Origin of the sequence: Paenibacillus sp. 2RAB27, assembly GCF_052115445.1 — a bacterium.
Taxonomy (GTDB): domain Bacteria; phylum Bacillota; class Bacilli; order Paenibacillales; family NBRC-103111; genus Paenibacillus_E.
The window spans coordinates 1-13,787 of record NZ_JBFRGR010000043.1; the positions used below are offsets into that span (position 1 = coordinate 1).

The following is a 13,787-nucleotide window of genomic DNA, read 5'->3' on the forward strand; positions in this document are numbered from 1 at the left end:
GTAGCACAAAACATAAAAAAGATCGCCCGACAGCTTGCGAAGTGCGCAAACAAAAGGGGGATCTTTTTTATTGCATGTAAATATGCGTGGAAAGCAAATTGGAGGGTATTGAAAGTTTCATGAAAGCGCTTTACTCGACAGCCTGAAAAAGCGCAGTTAATTTCAAGGCTAGCCTTCGAAAACGAAGAATTCGAAAAATTAACTGTACGTTTTCCATCTATTGCGGATAATTAGCAGTTTGACGTCAAAATAGATGGAGCTTTTCCAGTTAATGAACTGGCGCGCCGCAGGATCTGCACGAAATAAGAACGCTTGATCCCATTCAGATGTGCATGTTACAATTTTAGGAAACTAAAGAATGGTGGGATCGCCAAATGAAAATCCAATTAGAAGGCATCACAATGCTATCGCAGGATGTGGCACGACTAGCTCGTTTTTATCGGGATGTGCTTGGATTTCGTATCGTTGTGGAAGAAGCGCAGTATGTCGAATTTGACAATAGCGGTGTCCGTTTAGCCATTTGCTCGACTCCCCTTATGGCGGATAATACGAATGATCATCCATCGTTCCTAGAGGAGCGCAAAGGGCAAGTCTTCGAGTTCAATTTTCAATGTGACTCACCGGAAGAAGTGAGCGCTCTTTATAAGGAGTATGTCTCCAAAGGGGCTACGGCGATAATGGAGCCAATAGTAAAGTCCTGGGGGCACGTAACAGCCTTCTTTGCTGATCCAGATGGGAATATCCATTCACTTTTCGCGGTTAACCCTGAATCAACTTAAACAAGCTAAGACCCCCCTTCGCAATTAAAGGGGGGTTCTTGTATAGCTAATTCTAGCTTACACGTTCAAAGGACGCGCCACTCTATGAAGCCCAGCGCGAATGATCATCTCCGCTAAGAGCAAATTCGGCAACCAGCAGATCCAAGCAATGACGCCGAACGTATCGTTCGTATCCGTGAGACCCCAGAACACAGCTGCAAGTGGCGTCATAACACGGAGCGAGATCGCTGCGCAGGACAAGGCGTAATTTCGCAGCATCCATTGACCGTGCGCGCGCGGATTGCGATCGACTATAATGCTCTTTAGGCTTTGGTAAAGTGTGTACAACCACATGAGAGATAGAGCTCCAAAGCCAAGCTGAGCGCTCAAACCACCGCTAGTATAATAAGCCATGTAAAGACCAGTCACACCTGCTACCGTAATCATCGTTGCATATACATAGCCAATCGCGCGATGGACATTCGGTGTTCGGAGGCGAATCCTCTTGATGAATTGCAGCCAACCAATGCCAAGCGCAATGCCGCCAGAAACCGCATGGAACCAAAGCACGGTATACCATAGATCAGGCATGGTACCTTTCGCGGTAACGAAGCCTTGATCCTTAATATCATCTGGGTTGCCATACAGCAACAGGGCATAAGCCGCGATCCCCACCGCTAGGAAAGCTAGAATACCAAACACCCAATTCCGTCGTCTTCTTCGGTTTCTCTTCATTTTGCATCCCTCACAGCTCTCATCGAATTCTTGTTGATTCGATTTTACCATTCAGGGAGTTATTTCCAGAAGCGACCATAGTCGGAGCGTGCGCTCCGACTATGGTCGGGGATTGGGACCAGCCAAGTGATCTAGGCTAAATCCAACTCCAAAACCACCGGACAATGATCGCTCCCTAGAATATCACAGGCAATGGATGCCTCCGTGATCTTAGGTGCTAATCGCACTGATGCGAGGAAATAGTCAATCCGCCAGCMCACATTCCGGGCACGAACGCCAGGCATATTGGACCACCACGAATACACATCGGTTCTCTCGGGGTATAGGTGCCGGAACGTATCGAGAAAGCCTGCTGCTAACAAGTCCGTCATTTTACCGCGCTCTTCGAGAGTGAAGCCGGAATTGTTGTTGTTGCCTTTGGCATTTTTCAAATCGATCTCCTGATGGGCGACATTCAAATCACCGCAAACCAGCACTGGTTTAACCGCGTCCAAACCGACTAAATAATCACGGAACCGATCCTCCCACTCTAACCGATAGGGCAATCTGGATAGATCACGCTTCGCATTGGGCGTATACACAGTCACGAGGTAGAAATTCTCGAACTCTAAGGTCAGGATGCGACCTTCAGGCTCGGAATCTTCTTCGATACCGTATCGGACAGAAAGTGGCTCCACTTTCGAGAAAACAGCCGTACCGGAATACCCTTTTTTCTCCGCATAGTTCCAATATTGCTTATAGCCCTCTCCTAGATCGAGGTCGATTTGCCCCTCCTGGAGCTTTGTTTCCTGCAAGCAGAAGATATCCGCATCCACCTCTTTAAAATAATCCGTAAACCCTTTATTCACGCAGGCTCTCAAGCCATTCACATTCCAAGATACCAGTTTCATTGTCGGTTCTCCTTGCACTCTATTTATGATAGTTATCATCTAAAAATCAGTGTACCATATGTTCGCGCTAGGGTCGTCCTAATATGCGGATCTTCCCAACTTACAGGTTAGGCCACACTCTAGAATGCCTCCCGCAACTGCCTCTACCAGCCTGCCAAACTAGAATACCTCTCGCAACTGCCTCTACCAGCCTGCCAAACTAGAATGCCTTACCCAACTGGCTCCCCCCAGCAGCCCCATCGATCTCCCCACTGGATAAATACAGTACAATACTGTTTTTACCCCTAAGAAATCAATTTTGATTGGACAAATCCACTCTAATAACTGAAATGAGCCCCAAATAACACAATTTCAGAGCTGTTTACTGTATAAATCCATTGAAACAGCCATTTCATTTCTCAATTTTAGAAGTACATTGGATAAATCCAATGGGGAAGGCAGGGCAAAGAGCATAGGTATTGGCTATGCAGGGGATAGGAGAGAAGAAAGAGGCGGGCTTAGGTGAGGGAAAAGAACAGAAAAAGAACAGAAAAGGTAATTAATCGCACACACTACTCACAAATGCTCCATCGAAACCTGATTTAGCTCATAATATCGAACATCCTCCCCGCGGACAACGGGTGTTAAATAGCCCTTGTCGACCAAATTTCGAAGCCGTTTGCGTGCGGTTCGGAAATCGATATCGAACTGTTCGATGACATCCTTCGGCCTCACCCGGCTGCCTAATTGCCAGGCCAGTCTAAGCATTTCTTTTTCCATAATGGCAGAGAAGTTCGTCGCTCCATGGCGAATCATACGTGGGCCGATTACCATCTGCAGCAGCATCCGACAAACATCGGGACGATGCTGAATATCGTCGAAGGAGAAATGGATCATCTTCCAGCCCATTCCCGTCAAGAAAGTTTCACGATTTAACGAGTAGCTAAACTTCTCCCGATCCATGTCCTTCACATGACTTTGATAACCATCACATTCAATCCCGAAACGACCGAAAGGAGTTAAATAGGCAAAATCGATAAACTGAGATTTTCGATTCCAATCGTAGATCTCATACTCAGGGTGCAAATGGTCAAAATGCTGAAACAACGGATACCAGACTTGCTGAAGAAAAAGTTTCTCCGCATAGTTATGTCCCCGCAGGAGACGTCCTTTTCTTTCACCTCTACGAAGTGCAGTATGCTTCTTCATAAAAGTTTGATGAGCTAGTTCAAATTCCATTCCTTCCGACCTCCGATTTCTGGCTAAAATAAAAAAACGCCCTCTCGCCACATTGGCAAAAGGACGTTCCTCGTCTCTGAATTGTAGTATAGCAAATCCCCCAATATAAGAAAATACCATACCTCTTCATCAGGATTATTGATTTAATTTCCCTCAAAACAGGTGTTATACTTTAAGAATATCCCACTAAACGTATCGGTTTAATATTACACCTGCGAAAGCGAGGGTCCTTATGACCAAAATATATAATAATTTAACAGAACTCATCGGAAATACGCCGTTGTTGGAGCTCTGGAATTTCAATAAAAGGCAAGGGATTGAAGCACGCATTGTCGCGAAGCTGGAGTATTTCAATCCGGCGGGCAGCGTGAAGGATCGCATCGGCTATGCCATGCTGAAGGACGCAGAACGCAAGGGGAAAATCAATCAGGACACCGTCATTATCGAGCCGACGAGTGGGAATACAGGCATAGGTCTGGCTTTCGCAGCAGCAGCTTTGGGCTATCGGTTGATCATTATTTTGCCGGATTCGTTCAGTGAAGAGCGTCGCAAAATTGTAAGAGCTCTAGGCGCAGAGCTTGTGCTCACGCCAGCTGCGGAAGGCATGCAAGGTGCCATTCGCAAGGCCAAGGAGCTAGCTGCTGAGTTGCCCAATTCCTATATTCCGCAGCAGTTCAGCAATCCAGCCAACCCTGAGGTTCATCGTACGACCACCGCAGAAGAAATTTGGCGAGATACGGGCGGGAAGGTTGATATTTTTGTGGCAGGTGTTGGTTCGGGAGGTACCATTACAGGTGTAGGAGAGATTCTGAAGCAGCGACATTCCGATGTTCAAATCGTGGCCGTTGAACCTGCGGATTCTCCCGTGCTGTCCGGCGGCACACGTGGTGTGCACCAGATCCAAGGGATCGGCGCAGGTTTTGTGCCGGATAACTTCAACCGGGCCATCGTGGACGAAATCCTCACCGTTAGCAATGAAGAGGCGATGGAAACGGCGCGCCAATTGGCGAAAAGTGAAGGGCTTCTTGTCGGCATATCGTCTGGGGCTGCAGCCTTTGCAGCCGTTCAACTGGCGAAGCGACCTGAGAATAAAGGGAAGACGATCGTCGTTATCCTGCCAGATACCGGGGAGCGATATTTGTCATCGGCGCTTTTTGCAGAGCTCGAATAAGGAGAGCAAGATAGTCCAATAGGCCGTGAAAGGTAGCGAAATTCAGCGAATTACGTTTGAAAAAAAGAGACTATGGGGACCTTCCCATAGTCTCTTTCAGTTCGGGCAGAAGCCCAGCGTCTTGGCGCAGAGGAGCTTCGCATATTTCGGATCGAGCTTAGCCAGCTCCGTGAAGTAGCTGCTAACGGCATGATTACCAGCGAGTGATCCTGTTGGAAAGTCGAGCTCAACGGCTTTTTTTACATGAATATAGTGATAGAGGTCACCCGTACGAGGCGATTTGTAAACGAGAGGCGGCAGTGAAGGAACCATATCGTTACGATTATATACGCGATAGTGGGGGCCTGTTTTGCGGTTAAACTGACCTGCGAATGTCGTATTACCGACCCTGGGCGAACCAAACGTATAGACGGAGGGATCTTTGAACTTGGTGTTCGTTGCCAAGTCTGAAGCGCATAACGTGGCGAGAGAGCCACCGAGGCTGTGCCCTGTGAGGTAGAGTTGTTTGTGAGGGGATAGTTTGCTCATAGCTGTTACAATTTGTTTGCGAGCGGATTCGTAAATATCCAGGAATCCCTGGTGCACGAGACCGCCTTCTTTGGCATAGGGGAACTCAGTCTGTCTGGCGATGGCATCCGAGATCCAGTCCGATGTGGTGGACGTGCCTCGAAATACAATCACAATTTGACTATCGGACTCTGTAATAAAGCCGAATAACTCACGTCCACCAAAGGCGGAATTCGCCGTGAATGAAGTTACGATTCGATAGGCAGCGGGTAAGATAACGCCTTCCGTACCTTGTTCCAGTTGGGTATAGCTTTGGCCGCACATCGCTGCGAGGCGAAGAGCAGTTCGCGTATCCATAGAGTTGTTGAACATGATGACATGCCTCCACAGCCAGGATAAGATATACCTATTCATATGAAAATATTGGATACATGTCCTCCGACAACTGCCTATTTGTGGAGGTTTTCAGGTATAATAGGCATTGTTGCAGCCATTAGGTGTGCGAGGCCATGGTGGTTGTCGACGATACGAAAGGTGGGATTAGACACATGTTGAGAAGGTTTTTTTCATACTATCGACCCTATAAGCACTTATTTATATTGGATTTCACTTGTGCGGTGGTGGCTGGGTTGCTGGAACTAGGTTTCCCGCTAGCCGTCAATCAGGTTATCGATAAATTGCTTCCTGCAGGAAATTGGGCTTGGATTATTTGGGCATGTGTGGGGTTGTTGGCCGTCTATCTGCTGAATACACTGCTGAACTTTGTCGTGACGTATTGGGGTCACATGCTGGGGATTAACATTGAAACGGATATGCGGAAAAAGCTGTTCACTCATCTGCAGAAGCTGAGCTTCCGATTCTATGACAACAATAAAACAGGGCAACTCATGTCGCGTATGTCGAATGATTTGCTGGAAATTGGCGAGGTCGCGCATCATGGTCCGGAGGATCTGTTCATTGCTGTTATGACGCTCATTGGTGCACTTCTGCTCATGTTGCAAATTAATGTGAAGTTAGCACTCCTAACGTTCGTCATTGTGCCGTTCCTCCTATGGATTGCCGTGTATTTTAATCAGAAAATGACCAAAACCTTCCGTCGCATGATGGGCGATCTCGCGGATATTAATGCTAGAGTTGAAGATAACATCGGCGGTATTCGTGTCGTACAAGCGTTCGCGAACGAAGCTCATGAGAAGAAATTGTTCGAGGTAAACAATGGCCGATTCCGATTGACGAAGTTGGCTTCTTATAAAATCATGGCGTGGAACATTTCCTTGAGTTACATCTTAATGCGTTCTGTGACGGTATTCGTACTGATCTGCGGTACTTGGTTTGTAATCGACAAACAAATTTCCTATGGTGAGTTCATTGCCTTTGTTCTATTAACGAATGTATTCTTAGGTCCGATTCAGAAAATTAATAACGTCATCGAGAGCTATCCGAAGGGGATCGCTGGCTTCAAGCGCTATGTAGAGGTCATCGACACCGAGCCGGAGGTTGCCAATCATCCGAATGCTCGGAAGGTGGATCATCTCGATGGCCAAATCAAATTCAACAACGTGTCCTTCGGGTATGGGGACGAAGCTCGTGTTTTGAATAACATCTCCCTGTCCATTCGTGCAGGGGAGACCGTTGCATTCGTCGGTCCTTCAGGCGCAGGCAAAACGACGATCTGCTCCCTGCTGCCTCGTTTCTACGATGTCAGCGAGGGAAGCATCGCCATTGACGGTCTCGATATTCGCCATATCGAGCTGGAATCGCTGCGCCGCCAAATCGGCATCGTGCAGCAGGATGTGTTCCTGTTCTCCGGCACGATGCGGGAGAACATTGCGTACGGCAAGCTAGGCGCGACGGATGAGGAGATCTGGGACGCTGCGCGGCGCGCGCAGTTGCAAAGCTATATCCAGTCCCAGCCGAAGGGACTGGATACGGTCATCGGAGAGCGCGGCGTCAAGCTCTCCGGCGGGCAGAAGCAGCGCCTCGCGATCGCGCGCATGTTCTTGAAGAATCCGCCGATTCTCATCTTAGATGAGGCGACATCGGCGCTGGATACCGAGACCGAAGCGGCGATCCAGCAGTCCTTGGCGGAGCTGTCGAAGGGCCGCACGACGCTCGTCATTGCGCATCGACTCGCGACGATCAAGAACGCGGACCGCATCGTCGTTGTGACGGAAGAGGGCATCACCGAGCAAGGCGCGCATGAGGAACTCATTGCGGTCGGCGGTGTGTACAGCCGCCTGCATCAGGCGCAGTTCAGTTCTTAGGAAGCTTTCGCCTCCCTGTTTGTTAGGGGGGCGGAGGCTTTTTCTTTTTTCAATAGATTAGACTAGTCCTGCCCAAAACCTTCGTGATAAACTATGACCATACAACGATTATTTACCTAAGGTAAATTACAAAAGAGGTGGCACGGAGTGAAGTCAATAGGACGATGGCTTTTGCTGGGTGCGATCACGCTGATCGGTATTTTTTTGCTGAGTAATATTAGGCAGATGTTCTTGGCTGTCCAGCCCGATCAGATTGAAGTGAGGGTCAATTCCAGCGTTAGCATGCAGAAGGTAAGTGAAATGCTGCCCGGCAGTAAGATTTTGAATGAGAAAAGTGGTCTGCTTGAAGTCCCTTATGGCAAGTTCTGGGAGTACCAAGGCACGGCTATGACGATTAAAGGTGTGCTGAGATCCTCAGTCGTACTACTAGATAAGCCTATTATTTCATGGCGCTATTATGGCTACACCGTCAAAGATCAGATGAAAAGCTTCTTGCATGGCGATTTTGGGAAATACCGTGATCCCTATACACGCAAGGAAGTGCCGATGACAACAGCGATTCCGAAGATGCTGCTCAAAACCTGCACCTATTTCATACCTGGCTTGCTGCTCGCCATCCTACTCAGTATGCTAGTTGCTCTATGGGCTTCCATATCAAGGCGAATTGGCGTCGTGCTGGATGGTATTCATGCGCTGCTTGTTGGATTACCAGACTTTTTCCTGATCGTGATGATTCAATTGGCGGCGATTTACGCGACTAAGTTCCTCGGCCACTATGTACTGCTGATCGTTCAAGTGGGAGACCGAACGCCGTTCCTCATTCCGTTTCTGACGATTGCGTTGATTCCGTCGGTGACGATCTATGGGACACTGCGTGTCGCCATTGCGCGTGAGCTGGGTCAGGATTATGTTGTTACTGCACTGGCCAAAGGACTGACCCGGCGCGAGGTGCTCTTCTCGCATGTGCTGCGGAATGTGATGGAGGATGTGTTTGCTATTTTGCCCAGAGCTACGACATTAGCCCTTGCTAGTATGGCAGTTGCGGAGGCGATTTGTGGCATTGGAGGCTTGGGAGGCTTCATCATTCTGCCGATTTACCAGGGGATTACTTCGATGTCGGCAATCTGTATGGTGCTTGGTGTGGTTGCCATGGCTTTTCATATCCTGTATGCGCTGCTGCGGAAGCGGCTCGTGGTCCGTGCGGAGGAGGTGGCTAGACCGTGAGGAAACGTCCTTCTACCGCCTTTTATATTTCCATCGCTATCTTGGCGCTATTTCTGCTCGTGATGGTGTTCGGGACCTGGTTGAAGCCGCATGGGATTTCGCCAGAGGACAAAATCAACATGATCCAATACCAAGAAGACGGGAAGACCAGGTACGCTATCCCGCCGTACGCTCCCAATAACACCTTCCTGCTTGGAACCGATCACCGTGGGTTTGACATGCTCAGCTTATTATTGAATGGGTTAAAATACACACTAGGCACAGCACTCGGTCTGACTTTGCTTCGGTTTGCGGTGGCGTTGCCTTGGGGATTATGGAGCGGAATGACGAGCAAGGGGAAAGGCCTTCTACGTTCCTTACAGTGGGCGGTTGCCGCAGTGCCGGCATTTATTTTCCTTTATCCACCGCTAGCGGGGATGTATTACGGGCTAAGGCTCGACCTCGGGGCCAAAGCCGATCCGCACAACAAGTTGTTGTTCAGCATCACTTTCATTATTTTAATTACGCTGATTGGCATCTTCCCGTTGGCACATCAGATCGCAGATCGGACACGCTATTATAGTGGCAAAATGTTCATTGAAGCGTCCCGCCTCATGGGCGGTTCGTTCTGGCATCGGACGCTTCGGCACATTTTCCCTTCGATGCGTAATGAAATGATGTTCATCTTCTTAAGCGAGTTCATGCAGGTGCTTTTCCTGCTGGGGCAGTTAGCCGTATTCAACATCGTGCTTGGTGGTACAGAAACGATCGGCGACGAGGAAGCCGGCTTCCAGATCACGATCAGCACCTCTGGGGAATGGCTGTCGCTGATCGCTTACGGCGCACGCTATATTCGCCTGCACCCTTGGATTATTCTCAGCGCAGGGACAAGCTTTGCGTTGTTATTCCTTTCATTGCAATTTTTCTTAAATCAGCTTAAGCGCCGTTATGGCGAGGAACGTCAGCTGATGTAACAGAGTCGAGCTTCATCCTAGGATGGGGCTCGGCTTTTTTGTCGGTTTTGTAGGAGCTCCCCATCCCCATCCGCCCCCGCACACTAGAGATATTTAAAATAAATGGATTTCATGTAGCTAATTCTTCTGTATTTCCCGCCTTGAGGCGATTAACTGTAAAAAGTACAGCTAAATTCACACATTTACTCCGAATGAGGGAATATGGAGGAATTTAGATGGAGTTTTTCCATCTAGATTAAAATTAGTGGCCATAATCGAGAAAATTAACTGTAGGTAATCCATCTAAAGTAGTGTAATCGTGCCAATGCGATCGTTAGTGGAAGTTGAGGACAGGCTGAGGATACCCAAAGGAAAGGCGATGCTACTTTAAAACACATTTCAAGCCATGCCATTCACTTCCACCCCCACCCCCGCCTCCGCACTCGCCTCGCGCTAGGACACGCCCCCGTCGCGTATCGGCACCTGCCCCGTACCCTCATCACAACCCGCACCTAGAGAAATTTAAAGTAAATGGATTTCATGCAGCTAATTCTGCTGTATTTCCCGCTTTGAGCCGATTAACTGTAAAAAATACAGCTAAATTCACACATTTACGCCGAACGCGGGGAATATGGAGGAATTAGATGGAGTTTTTCCATCTAGATTAAAAAGTGGCCATAAACGAGAAAATTAGCTGTAGGAAATCCATCTAAAGTTGTATAGTCGTGCCAACGTGATCCTGAGAGGAAGCTGAGGAGAGGCTGAGGACAGGCCGAGGATACCCAAAGGAATGGCGATGCTACTTAAAACACATAAGCAAAAGTGTTCGCAATTCCATGCATACAACATAATTAATGTTAATATGGTACATATTATATGTTACAATGTAATAAAAAGGAGGCGGCTAACCATKGAGGACAAGCAAGACAAAACGAAACGACTCTCGGTTTATTTGCCTGAGAAAGTGAAATCCGAGTTAGAACAAATGGCGGATGCCACGGGCCTATCGATGACACAGCTGATCGTCATGGCGACGCAGGGGCTGCTTGCGAATTATGCTGCACAGGGTGGCGCGATTTTTGCGGATCTGCTGTCAGCGAGACATCGTATCCTGCACGAAGTGAAGGAGAAGCAGACGCTTCTGGACCAGGAGAAGCTGAGCATGCAAGCTTACTACGGCGCACGGGCAGAGGAGTATGAACGGATTTATCACCGCGAGGATGCGGAGTATCAACAAGAATTGGCCCTTCTGTCGGAGATCCTGAAGAAGCAGGTGGAGGGACGCTGTGTGCTGGAAATTGCCTGTGGCACAGGTTATTGGTCACACATTGCCGCAGAAACGGCGACACAGCTAGTAGGTGTAGACATTCGCCCAGAGGTACTGCGCATCGCGGAATCGAAGTCATGGCCGAAGGGGAATGCGTCTTTCAAGGAAGGAGATGCGTATGAGCTCTCCGGGATAAGTGGGGAGTTCGATTACGGGCTGGCCAACTTCTGGTTCTCGCATATTCCGCGGAATCGGATCGACAGCTTTTTACAAGGCTTCCATGAACGATTGGGCAGCGGAGCGCAGGTGTTCATTGCAGATAATATGTATGTGCCTGGCAGAGGCGGCGAGCTTATCACGCATGAGGAGAGCGAAGACACCTACAAAAGACGCGAGCTAGCCGACGGCTCCAAGCATGAAATACTTAAGAATTATTTTACTTACGAAGAGTTAAATGACATTTTTCGACCCTTGTCACAGCATTTGCGCATCTTTGTAGGGGGCAGCTTCTGGTATGTGAGCTATACAATCAAGTAGCCCAACACCGGGTTCATTTTTCACTAAAATAAGGTGGCCATAACCATGAGTATAATTTTGCCAACGTTGTCACGCAGATGAGTGGCGTGTAAGCGACCAATACTCCCTAGTGCCCTGACGTAAATTTCAGTCCGAGCACGCCGACCAGAATCAAGACCATAAACAAGATACGAACTAAGCTGATCGGTTCATCGAGAAAAAGAGTGCCAATGATAATCGCGCCTACAGCACCGATGCCAGTCCAGGCCGCATAGGCCGTTCCGATCGGAAGAGTTTTCGTTGCTGCAGCTAAGAAATAGAAACTAACGATCATGCCTAGAATCGTAACAATCGACGGGACTAGTCGCGTAAACCCATTGGAAAATTTCAATGAAATGGCCCATACGACCTCAAATACACCTGCAATAGCTAGAAATAACCATGCCATAATGAACACTCCTTCATGTGCGAATTTATGATTTACGATGTCAGTGCCACAAAATAAACAGAGAAAAGCCCGGGAATATCGCACTGTTGCGATAGACTCCCGGGCTTTTCTCCCTCCGTGACCACAGCATATTTGCTGTGTGTTTTCCCTTGGACCAGCCGGCAGTGAAACGCCGCGGAACCCTAGAAAACGACATGCCGTTATTATAGTCTGGCTAACATGTCATGTCAAGTTATCCATTTTGGCTGCGACCTAGTTAGCTTATCCTTATTCCTCTAGCGCTATGTTGTTCAATGCCAGATGCGCGCGGAACATATCCATGCCGTCTGGCTGCTCCTGTTCGGGTACCCACGTAGCGGTATCCCATATCTTCGAAAGTTTAAGTGCACGACTGCAGTGTACGAAACATTCCTGCACCTCGACGCCAACAGCGACGATCGGCGATTTCCCATTAAGCTGCATAGTCGCAAGGAGCTCTTCATCTCTCGTCAGCCAAGCGCGACCATTGACGCGGAGCACCATGTCGACGCCTGGAATGATGAATAAGAGACCCACCTGCGGGTTGTTTACTATATTTTGCATAGAATCTATTCGACGGTTTCCGAGTCTTTCTGGATAAATCAAGCGGTGATTATCGAGAACGCGAACGAAACCTGGGCCATCGCCACGGGGGGACACATCACACAATCCATCCGCACCTGATGTAGATAAGAAGAATAAAGGTGATTTGGCGATGAACGCTTGAGCATGTTCGTCAATTTGATTGATGACTTTATTTTGTACCGCAGGATGAGGCTCTCCAATATGATCTCTAATTTCATCAATGGATCGAACGATGCCGGGAAATGGGGGTGAAATATTGTCTTGTGTGTTGTCCATGCGTTCTTTTCCTTCCTGAGGCCAGAGGCCTTTGTTCAAAATACCAGCATGTATATGCGGAACATAAAAATTCGGCTGTTTTCTCCGTAAACACTTTGAGAAGTCCTCGAAGGACGTTGTAGACGTTTATTTTGATATTGTAGTATACGCCGATAACCTCGTTCAAATGAATGAAGCCCTGCAAGCTGCTCTTTCGAGCAAAGCTTAGCAGGGCTTCATTCTGTAGCGAGAACATTACTTGGATTCAGCAGTTAGTTGATTGTAGATATCATCCCACAGAACACGTCTGGCGGATACATATCGCTTCGCATAATAGGATTCGCTCAACTTATTCTTCACAACACCTTGATTGGTAGCGGAGTGAACGAATTCACCGTCTCCGAGGTACATACCTACATGAGAGATACCGCTGCCATCCGTGTTGAAAAATACAAGATCGCCCTTACGAAGATCTTTTTTGTCAACCCAGTAGCCTTCGCTGTTTTGCGATTTGGAGCTGTGTGGAAGGTCGATGCCGAACTCATCGAATAAGTAGGATGTGAAACCAGAGCAATCAAAGCCTTTGGTTGTCGTTCCTGCCCATTTGTAGGGAGTTCCTACGAGATCTTCGACTGCGTTGTCCATGGAGGACGATGCGAAAACGCTTCCTACACTTACACTCAAAAACAAAACAAGACTAAAAACAAGAGCAACTACTTTCTTCAACTGCTTGTCTCCTTCCGGTGCCTACGAGGTTAGCTGGAGGGTTCGGTTGAAGGTTCCCTATGATCCCTGTCTTGCAAGATCAATTCACCCGGAGTGGTTCCCCCGTTTCCCCATAAACTGAGGAATTCGGCATGAAAAATTTGGTTTTCTGATGCTAGTCCTTTTAATTCGTCATAAACAATGAAATTCCTCTTTTTTTGTTTAAAAAAAGGCGGAAAAATAGGCAAATAGTTCGGGAAATAGACAAAAAAAAGCCCCTTTCTCAAAGAGAAG

The 13,787-nt window shown here is 48.1% G+C and carries 13 protein-coding genes and 2 riboswitches; of the genes, 6 read left to right on the forward strand and 7 right to left on the reverse strand.

Translation table 11 applies throughout. The annotated features are described in order from the left end of the window. The first annotated feature begins 374 nt into the window (after positions 1 to 374). Positions 375 to 779, forward strand: a complete 405-nt coding sequence (locus AB4114_RS31500) for a VOC family protein (protein ID WP_441991958.1) — start codon at positions 375 to 377, stop codon at positions 777 to 779. 57 nt (positions 780 to 836) lie between these two features. On the opposite strand, the gene AB4114_RS31505 is transcribed toward AB4114_RS31500, so the two are convergent. The 3 genes from AB4114_RS31505 to AB4114_RS31515 all read right to left on the reverse strand — a co-directional run bounded on the left by AB4114_RS31505 (position 837) and on the right by AB4114_RS31515 (position 3,601). Further along, positions 837 to 1,493 (reverse strand): DUF2306 domain-containing protein, encoded by a 657-nt coding sequence (locus AB4114_RS31505; RefSeq protein WP_441991959.1) that lies wholly within the window; start codon positions 1,491 to 1,493, stop codon positions 837 to 839. A 131-nt stretch (positions 1,494 to 1,624) separates the two neighbouring features. Further along, positions 1,625 to 2,383 (reverse strand): exodeoxyribonuclease III, encoded by a 759-nt coding sequence (locus AB4114_RS31510; RefSeq protein WP_441991960.1) that lies wholly within the window; start codon positions 2,381 to 2,383, stop codon positions 1,625 to 1,627. Positions 2,384 to 2,938: 555 nt separating this feature from the next. Continuing rightward, positions 2,939 to 3,601, reverse strand: coding sequence for a hypothetical protein (locus AB4114_RS31515; protein ID WP_441991961.1), 663 nt, complete (start codon positions 3,599 to 3,601; stop codon positions 2,939 to 2,941). A 232-nt stretch (positions 3,602 to 3,833) separates the two neighbouring features. Between AB4114_RS31515 and cysK the strand changes: the two genes are divergently transcribed. Next, positions 3,834 to 4,772 carry a cysteine synthase A gene (gene cysK, locus AB4114_RS31520; protein WP_441991962.1) on the forward strand — a complete coding sequence of 313 codons (939 nt, stop codon included), beginning with the start codon at positions 3,834 to 3,836 and terminating at the stop codon, positions 4,770 to 4,772. Positions 4,773 to 4,868: 96 nt separating this feature from the next. Here cysK and AB4114_RS31525 read toward each other — a convergent pair whose 3' ends face one another. Beyond that, positions 4,869 to 5,651, reverse strand: a complete 783-nt coding sequence (locus AB4114_RS31525) for a lipase family protein (protein WP_441991963.1) — start codon at positions 5,649 to 5,651, stop codon at positions 4,869 to 4,871. A 176-nt stretch (positions 5,652 to 5,827) separates the two neighbouring features. On the opposite strand from AB4114_RS31525, the gene AB4114_RS31530 reads away from it, so the two are divergent. The 4 genes from AB4114_RS31530 (at position 5,828) to AB4114_RS31545 (ending at position 11,503) form a co-directional block, all read left to right on the forward strand. Continuing rightward, entirely contained in the window at positions 5,828 to 7,543 is a 1,716-nt protein-coding gene (locus AB4114_RS31530) for an ABC transporter ATP-binding protein (protein ID WP_441991964.1), read from the forward strand. Between the two features lie 147 nt (positions 7,544 to 7,690). Further along, the gene (locus AB4114_RS31535; protein WP_441991965.1) at positions 7,691 to 8,767 is read left to right on the forward strand and encodes an ABC transporter permease subunit; all 1,077 of its coding nucleotides are present in this window, start codon (positions 7,691 to 7,693) and stop codon (positions 8,765 to 8,767) included. Then, positions 8,764 to 9,720 (forward strand): ABC transporter permease subunit, encoded by a 957-nt coding sequence (locus tag AB4114_RS31540; protein WP_441991966.1) that lies wholly within the window; start codon positions 8,764 to 8,766, stop codon positions 9,718 to 9,720. Before AB4114_RS31535 ends, AB4114_RS31540 begins: the two co-directional genes overlap by 4 nt. Before the next feature lie 841 nt (positions 9,721 to 10,561). Beyond that, the gene (locus AB4114_RS31545; protein WP_441991982.1) at positions 10,562 to 11,503 is read left to right on the forward strand and encodes a methyltransferase domain-containing protein; all 942 of its coding nucleotides are present in this window, start codon (positions 10,562 to 10,564) and stop codon (positions 11,501 to 11,503) included. Positions 11,504 to 11,609: 106 nt separating this feature from the next. On the opposite strand, the gene sugE is transcribed toward AB4114_RS31545, so the two are convergent. The 3 genes from sugE to AB4114_RS31560 form a co-directional block, all read right to left on the reverse strand. Then, complete coding sequence (gene sugE / locus AB4114_RS31550) at positions 11,610 to 11,930, reverse strand: quaternary ammonium compound efflux SMR transporter SugE (RefSeq protein WP_056622008.1); 321 nt, start codon at positions 11,928 to 11,930, stop codon at positions 11,610 to 11,612. A gap of 94 nt (positions 11,931 to 12,024) precedes the next feature. Next, positions 12,025 to 12,127, reverse strand: a riboswitch (guanidine-I (ykkC/yxkD leader). A gap of 70 nt (positions 12,128 to 12,197) precedes the next feature. Continuing rightward, positions 12,198 to 12,809 carry an MSMEG_1061 family FMN-dependent PPOX-type flavoprotein gene (locus tag AB4114_RS31555; protein WP_441991967.1) on the reverse strand — a complete coding sequence of 204 codons (612 nt, stop codon included), beginning with the start codon at positions 12,807 to 12,809 and terminating at the stop codon, positions 12,198 to 12,200. Between the two features lie 234 nt (positions 12,810 to 13,043). Then, positions 13,044 to 13,514: a C40 family peptidase gene (locus AB4114_RS31560; protein WP_441991968.1), complete on the reverse strand. Its 471-nt coding sequence runs from the start codon at positions 13,512 to 13,514 to the stop codon at positions 13,044 to 13,046. Between the two features lie 3 nt (positions 13,515 to 13,517). After that, positions 13,518 to 13,656, reverse strand: a riboswitch (cyclic di-AMP (ydaO/yuaA leader). Between the last annotated feature and the right edge of the window lie 131 nt (positions 13,657 to 13,787).

Coding starts and splice junctions, on each gene's coding strand:
- AB4114_RS31525 (WP_441991963.1), bottom strand. CDS start 5,651: ATGTTCAACAACTCTATGGATACGCGAACTGCTCTTCGCCTCGCAGCG.
- AB4114_RS31555 (WP_441991967.1), bottom strand. CDS start 12,809: ATGGACAACACACAAGACAATATTTCACCCCCATTTCCCGGCATCGTT.
- sugE (WP_056622008.1), bottom strand. CDS start 11,930: ATGGCATGGTTATTTCTAGCTATTGCAGGTGTATTTGAGGTCGTATGG.
- AB4114_RS31530 (WP_441991964.1), top strand. CDS start 5,828: ATGTTGAGAAGGTTTTTTTCATACTATCGACCCTATAAGCACTTATTT.
- cysK (WP_441991962.1), top strand. CDS start 3,834: ATGACCAAAATATATAATAATTTAACAGAACTCATCGGAAATACGCCG.
- AB4114_RS31500 (WP_441991958.1), top strand. CDS start 375: ATGAAAATCCAATTAGAAGGCATCACAATGCTATCGCAGGATGTGGCA.
- AB4114_RS31515 (WP_441991961.1), bottom strand. CDS start 3,601: ATGGAATTTGAACTAGCTCATCAAACTTTTATGAAGAAGCATACTGCA.
- AB4114_RS31505 (WP_441991959.1), bottom strand. CDS start 1,493: ATGAAGAGAAACCGAAGAAGACGACGGAATTGGGTGTTTGGTATTCTA.